At 66.7% G+C, this 6,527-nt stretch carries 8 protein-coding genes; all 8 read left to right on the top strand.

What is annotated here, in order from left to right:
* A partial coding sequence (locus tag JWP83_RS07760; RefSeq protein WP_297728113.1) for an Hsp70 family protein occupies positions 1–424 on the top strand: 424 nt, incomplete at its 5' end.
* A 6-nt stretch (positions 425–430) separates the two neighbouring features.
* Complete coding sequence (locus tag JWP83_RS07755) at positions 431–955, top strand: nucleotide exchange factor GrpE (protein ID WP_297728110.1); 525 nt, start codon at positions 431–433, stop codon at positions 953–955.
* A gap of 6 nt (positions 956–961) precedes the next feature.
* Positions 962–1,876, top strand: coding sequence for a DnaJ C-terminal domain-containing protein (locus JWP83_RS07750; RefSeq protein ID WP_297728107.1), 915 nt, complete (start codon positions 962–964; stop codon positions 1,874–1,876).
* Complete coding sequence (locus JWP83_RS07745; RefSeq protein WP_297728104.1) at positions 1,873–2,190, top strand: chaperone modulator CbpM; 318 nt, start codon at positions 1,873–1,875, stop codon at positions 2,188–2,190. The genes JWP83_RS07750 and JWP83_RS07745 overlap by 4 nt, the downstream gene beginning before the upstream one ends.
* The gene (clpB, locus tag JWP83_RS07740; RefSeq protein WP_297728101.1) at positions 2,172–4,796 is read left to right on the top strand and encodes an ATP-dependent chaperone ClpB; all 2,625 of its coding nucleotides are present in this window, start codon (positions 2,172–2,174) and stop codon (positions 4,794–4,796) included. The genes JWP83_RS07745 and clpB overlap by 19 nt, the downstream gene beginning before the upstream one ends.
* 13 nt (positions 4,797–4,809) lie before the next feature.
* Complete coding sequence (gene trxA, locus JWP83_RS07735) at positions 4,810–5,262, top strand: thioredoxin (protein ID WP_297728098.1); 453 nt, start codon at positions 4,810–4,812, stop codon at positions 5,260–5,262.
* On the top strand, positions 5,259–5,522 hold the full coding sequence (locus tag JWP83_RS07730; protein ID WP_297728095.1) for a UBP-type zinc finger domain-containing protein: 264 nt from the start codon (positions 5,259–5,261) through the stop codon (positions 5,520–5,522). Before trxA ends, JWP83_RS07730 begins: the two co-directional genes overlap by 4 nt.
* On the top strand, positions 5,515–6,527 hold a 1,013-nt coding region (locus tag JWP83_RS07725; RefSeq protein ID WP_367185592.1), incomplete at its 3' end, for a cyclic nucleotide-binding domain-containing protein. The genes JWP83_RS07730 and JWP83_RS07725, both read left to right, overlap by 8 nt.

Genomic DNA, 6,527 nt, shown 5'->3' with positions numbered 1-6,527 from the left:
CGGCGCCGAGCAGGGCATCACCATCAGCGAGCAGTCCAACCTCGATAAGAGCGAGGTGGAGCGGATGCTCGCTGAGGCCGAGGCCAACCGCCGCGAGGACGAGCAACTGCGCAAGGCCGTCGAGGCGCGCAACGCGCTCGACTCGGTGGCATACCAGGTGGAGCGCCGGCTTGCCGAACTGGGCGACTCGGCGGCGCCGCACGATCGGGCACGCGCCGAAATGCTGGTCGCCGACGCGCGCCAAGCCGTTAAGGAAGACGCACCGATGGACCGGGTGCAGTCCCTGACGTCCGAACTGCAGCAAGTGCTTTATGGGCTGCAACCCATGCAGTCTGGTGGCGGCAACGGGCATCCGACCGACGGCGGCCAGGGCTCTCCAGTCGGTGACGACGACGTGGTCGACGCCGAGTTCGACCGGGGCTGAGCCGCAATGGTCAGCCCCGCAGAGCGTTCCAAGACCGAAGAGGACGATGACCGGATAGACGAAAACGCGCCAGAAGCGGTTGCCTCCCAACCTGGTTCGGACACGGAGCTAGCCAAGCTCGAGGACCGCTGGCGGCGCGCCGTTGCCGATCTGGACAATTTGCGCAAGCGGTATGCCCGCGAATTGGACCGCGAACGAGCAACGGAACGATCCAGGGTGGCCGGAGCGTGGCTGCCCGTCGTGGATAACCTGGAGCGGGCGATCAGTCATGCCGGTGACCAGTCCGACGCGGTCCTCAAGGGCGTGCGGAGCACTCTCGAGCAAGCGCTACAGGTTCTCGAGCAGCTCGGCTATCCGCGCGATGCGAAGGCAGGAGTGCCCTTCGACCCGGAGCGTCACGAGGTGGTCGGTGTGGTGGACCAGCCGGACAGCGCGCCAGGCACGGTTGTCGAAGTGCTTCGACCGGGCTACGGCGAAGGTTCGAGGCGACTGCGGCCGGCGGCCGTGGTGGTCAGCCGACGCGGGGAGTGACGCTTCTTGGCCAGCGACTACTACAAAGTGCTCGGGGTGTCGCGGGACGCGACCGCCGATCAGATCCAGCGGGCGTTTCGCACATTGGCCCGCAAGCATCACCCCGACGTCAACAAGGATCCAGCGGCCGAAGATCGGTTCAAGGAGATCAACGAGGCCTATCACGTGCTGTCGGACCCCGAAACCCGCAAGCGCTACGACCGATTCGGCGAAGACTTCCGTAAGGTACCCGAGGACTGGGAAGAGCGGGTGGGCGCGGGCGCGGGCGGCTTCCGTGGCGGAGGGCCCTCCGGCGCCCGCGTGCGCTACGGCCCCGGCTTCGGCGGCGCCGACGGCATCAACATCGAAGACCTTTTCGGCGACATGTTCGGCGGCAGTGGCGGATTCGGGCCGATTCCCGGCGCAGACCAGGAAGCGCTGCTGGAATTGACCGTCGAGGAGGCCTACCGGGGTGGCAAACGGCAAATCTCACTAGACGGCCGCAACTACGAGGTAAACATTCCCGCCGGTGTCATCGACGGTCAGCGGATACGGCTGGCGGGACAGGGCGGCCGAGGTAGCGGCGATGGACCGGCCGGAGATCTGTACCTGCGGGTGCGCATCAAGCCGCATCCCCGATTTCGGCTCGACGGACGCGACATCACCGTCGATCTGCCGGTGTCGCCTTGGGAGGCGGTGCTGGGGACCACTGTCGCGATTCGAACTCCCGGTGGTGAAGCGAAAGTTAAGGTGCCGCCGGGGTCGTCGACCGGCCGGCGGTTGCGGCTGCGCGGCGAAGGCATGCCCAACCCGCGCGGTGCCGCAGGCGACCTCTACGCAGAAATCAAGGTGATGGTGCCACCGAAACCCACTGCGCGGGAACGTGAGCTATTCGAGCAACTGGCGGCGCAGTCCACATTCGACCCGAGGAGGGGCCGATGACCGCATCACACTATGTCCTGGCGCGGAGGCCCGGAATGCAGCTCGACGTCTTCGCAACACGCTGCGGGTTGCATCCCGACATGGTGCGCCGGCTGGTGGCGCTAGGCCTCGTCGCTTGCCAGCAGGATGCCCGCGGCGATCTCTGGTTCGAACCGTCTGCGTTGGTGACAATCGGCCGTATCCAGCGGTTGAGGACAGGGCTGGGACTGAACTACGCGGCGATCGGGCTGGTGCTCGACCTGCTGGACCACATCGAAGAGCTGGAATCCGCTTCTCGGCGAAGGAGGACATCGCGGTGGACATCAACAAGCTGACGCGGAAGTCACAGGAGGCGTTGGCCGAAGCACAGACCATCGCGACCCGGATGGGCCACAACGAGGTCGACGGAGAACATCTGTTGATGGCGCTGATCGACCAGCCCGAGGGTCTCGTGCCGCGGCTGCTTGATCAGGCGGGCGCCGACACCGCGGCACTGCGCGCGGACCTGGAACTCGAGCTGAACCGGCGCCCGAAGGTGAGCGGCCCCGGCGCGACGCCCGGCCAAGTCTCCGTCACCAGGCGCCTGGCGAACCTGCTGGAGGCCGCCGAGCGGGAAGCCAAGCGGCTCAAGGATGAATACGTGTCGGTGGAGCACCTCGTCATCGCCCTCGCCGAAGAGGGTTCGGCGACTGCCGCCGGACGGATTCTGGCCTCCCATGGCGTTACCCGGGAATCGTTCCTCGGCGCGCTGACCAAGGTCCGCGGCAACCAGCGGGTCACTTCGGCGTCGCCGGAGGGGGCGTATGAGGCGCTGGAGAAGTACGGCCGCGACCTGGTCGCCGAGGGCCGCGCCGGCAAGCTGGATCCGGTGATCGGCCGAGACGCCGAGATCCGCAGGGTGATTCAGATCCTGAGCCGCAAGACGAAGAACAATCCGGTGCTCATCGGCGACCCCGGAGTCGGCAAGACCGCGATCGTGGAGGGCCTGGCCCAGCGGATCGTTCGCGCCGATGTGCCGGAGGGCCTGCGGGACAAGACAATTTTCTCCCTCGACATGGGTTCGCTGGTGGCAGGTGCGAAGTATCGGGGTGAGTTCGAGGAACGGCTGCAGGCGGTGCTGTCAGAGGTCAAGGCGGGCGAGGGTCGAATTTTACTGTTCGTCGACGAGTTGCATACCGTGGTCGGCGCCGGGGCGACGGAGGGGTCCCTGGACGCCGGCAACATGCTCAAGCCGATGCTTGCCCGCGGTGAGCTGCACATGATCGGTGCCACCACACTCGACGAATACCGCAAGCACATTGAAAAGGACGCCGCGTTGGAGCGCCGGTTCCAGACCGTGCTGGTCGACGAACCTGACGTCGAGGACACCGTTTCGATTCTGCGCGGGCTGCGCGAACGCCTCGAGGTGTTCCACGGCGTGAAGATTCAGGACGCCGCCCTGGTGGCGGCAGCCACGTTGTCGCATCGCTACATCACCGACCGCTTCCTGCCCGATAAAGCGATCGACCTGGTGGACGAGGCTTGTGCGCGCCTTCGCACCGAAATCGACTCGATGCCAGCGGAGTTGGATGAGATCACCCGCCGCGTCACACGGCTCGAGATCGAGGAGGCGGCGCTGGCCAAGGAGAGCGACGCGGCCAGCAAGTCACGTCTGGAGGAACTTCGCAAAGAATTGGCCGATCTGCGAGCGGAGGCCGACGCGCGGCACGCGCAATGGGACGCCGAACGGCAGGCGATCCGGCGGGTACAGGAACTGCGCGGAGAACTCGAGCGGCTCCGGCACGAGGCCGAAGAAGCCGAACGCAACTATGACCTCAACCGGGCGGCCGAGTTGCGTTACGGCCAGATCACCGAACTGCAGCGCAAACTGCAAGCGGCCGAGCAACAGCTGGCGTCCAAGCAGGGCGAAAAGCCGTTGCTGCGCGAGGTCGTCACCGAGGACGAGATCGCCGAAATCGTGGCCGCATGGACCGGCATACCGGTCGCGCGGTTGCAGGAGGGCGAACGGGAAAAGCTGCTGCGGCTCGACGAAATACTGCACGAGCGGGTGATCGGCCAGGATGAGGCGGTCCAGCTGGTCGCCGATGCGGTGATCCGGGCCCGCTCCGGAATCCGGGATCCGCGCCGCCCGATCGGCTCGTTCGTCTTCCTCGGACCCACCGGGGTCGGTAAGACCGAGCTCGCGAAGACGCTGGCCGCCGCGTTGTTCGACAGCGAGGACAGCATGGTCCGGCTTGACATGAGCGAGTACCAGGAGCGGCACACGGTGAGCCGGTTGGTCGGTGCGCCACCGGGATACATCGGCTACGAGGAGGGCGGCCAGCTCACCGAAGCGGTGCGTCGCAAGCCCTACTCGGTGGTGCTGCTCGACGAGATCGAAAAGGCGCACGCCGATGTGTTCAACACCCTGCTGCAGGTGCTCGACGACGGCCGGCTCACCGATGCACAGGGACGTCAGGTCGACTTCCGCAACACGGTGGTCATCATGACCTCCAACATAGGATCGCACTACCTGCTCGACGGCGTCACCGCGGACGGCGAGATCAAGCCAGACGCGCGCGACCGGGTGATGGCCGAGCTGCGCGGACACTTCCGGCCCGAGTTCCTCAATCGCGTCGACGACATCGTGTTGTTCACCCCGCTGTCGATGCCGCAGATCGAACGGATCGTCGAGCTGCAGCTGGCCGAGCTGCGGGATCGGTTGGCGGAAAGGCAAATCGAGCTCGACATCACCCCGGAAGCTCGCCGGATGGTCGCCGCACACGGCTACGATCCGGTGTACGGGGCGCGGCCGCTGCGCCGCTACATCGCCCACGAGGTGGAGACTAAGATCGGCCGGGCGTTGCTGCGCGGCGACATTGCGGGGGGTGGCAAGATCCGCGTCACCGTGGAGAACGGCGAACTCGCCGTGGCCTATTCGGAACCGGCCCTGGCGGCGTGACGGAGGAGGCGCCATGGAATCAGACATCGTGACATGTCCGCACTGCGGAAAACGCAACCGGGTACCCGCGGGGGCCGCCGGGAAGCCCCGGTGCGCCAACTGTCACCAGTGGCTGCCGTGGATCGCTGCGGCCGGTGACGAGGACTTCGCCGACGTTGTCGAAAAGTCCTCGGTTCCAGTACTTGTCGATCTGTGGGCGACCTGGTGTGGACCGTGCCGCATGGTGAGTCCGGCGCTGGAGCAGCTCGCCACCGAACGCGCCGGACAACTCAAACTGGTCAAGGTCGACGTGGACAAGGCGCCGGCGATTTCGCAGCGGTTCGCGGTGCAGGCGGTGCCGACACTGCTGCTCCTTGACCACGGGCAGGTACGGGGGCGGCAAGCGGGCGCCGCGCCCGTTGCGGCGCTGCGCAATTGGCTGGACCAGGCACTGTCGGCCGGCAGCGGGAAGGGGGCACGGCCATGACATCCGTGGGTATAGATCCACACGTGGCGGCGATTCGCCCGGTGCGCCCGCGCACGGACGGCTGCGAGGAATGTCTGCGGCTCGGCACACCGTGGGTGCACCTACGGCTATGCCTGACGTGCGGGCATGTCGGCTGCTGCGACTCGTCACCGATGCGGCATGCCCGGGCGCACGCGGACACGGTGGGCCACCCGATCGTGCAGTCCATGGAGCCGGGACCGAAGTGGCGGTGGTGCTACGTCCATGAGAACTATGTCTGAGGTCGCCACCGACCAGCGCGCCTCGACTCCGCCGGCGGAAACCCCCGACATATACGGTGCGTACCCGCGACTGTCTGACGATCAGATTGCCACCCTCGAGGCAGGCGGCGCCCGGCGCGCCGTCGACACGGGCGAAACGCTGGTCCGCGAGGGCGAGCGCTCCGACTACTTCTTCGTCATTCTGTCCGGCAAGGTCGCCGTCACCATTACCGACGACGCGCGCAATCGGCACGTGATCCGGGTACATGGCCCCAGGCGGTTCCTCGGGGAGCTGGGCGACCTCGAAGGTCAAGCCGCGTTCTACACCGCCGAAGTGGTCGAACCGGGCGAAGTACTCGTGGTACCGACCGAGCGGGTGCGGGCCCTGGTCGGCCACGATCCGGTGCTCAGTGACCTCATCCTGCGCGCGTACCTGTTACGCCGCTCGCTGCTCATCCAGGAAGGAACCGGATTTCGGATCATCGGTTCCTGCTATGACCCCGATACCGTGCGGCTGCGAGAATTCGCTGCGCGAAACCGGTTACCGCACAGATGGATTGACCTGGAACGTGACAAGCGCGCCGAGCGGCTGCTGCAGCGGTTCGGAGTATCGCCGCAAGACACCCCGGTGGTGATCTGGGGCGGTGAGGTGCTGCGCAACCCGACCAACACCGAGCTGGCCCGCCGGGTCGGGCTGCCGGTGCCCGACACAGTGCCCGCTGAATCCGACGTCGTTGTGGTGGGCGCTGGTCCGGCCGGGCTGGGCGCGGCGGTGTACGGCTCCTCGGACGGTCTGAGCACCGCGGCCATGGAGCGGATCGCAACCGGCGGGCAGGCCGGGACGTCATCGAGAATCGAGAACTACCTCGGATTCCCGGGCGGAATCTCGGGTGCCGACCTGGCCGAACGGGCCGTCCTGCAGGCCGGCAAGTTTGGCGCGCGGATCATGGTCTCCGCGGAGGTTATCCGGCTGGAATCCGACAGCGGACACCATCTGCTCCGACTCGCCGATCAAGCGTCGGTGGT

Origin of the sequence: Mycobacterium sp. (genome assembly GCF_025965855.1) — a bacterium.
Lineage (GTDB): Bacteria > Actinomycetota > Actinomycetes > Mycobacteriales > Mycobacteriaceae > Mycobacterium.
This window is presented reverse-complemented; position numbering and strand designations above follow the sequence as displayed.

Coding starts and splice junctions, on each gene's coding strand:
- trxA (WP_297728098.1), top strand. CDS start 4,810: ATGGAATCAGACATCGTGACATGTCCGCACTGCGGAAAACGCAACCGG.
- JWP83_RS07755 (WP_297728110.1), top strand. CDS start 431: ATGGTCAGCCCCGCAGAGCGTTCCAAGACCGAAGAGGACGATGACCGG.
- JWP83_RS07745 (WP_297728104.1), top strand. CDS start 1,873: ATGACCGCATCACACTATGTCCTGGCGCGGAGGCCCGGAATGCAGCTC.
- JWP83_RS07730 (WP_297728095.1), top strand. CDS start 5,259: ATGACATCCGTGGGTATAGATCCACACGTGGCGGCGATTCGCCCGGTG.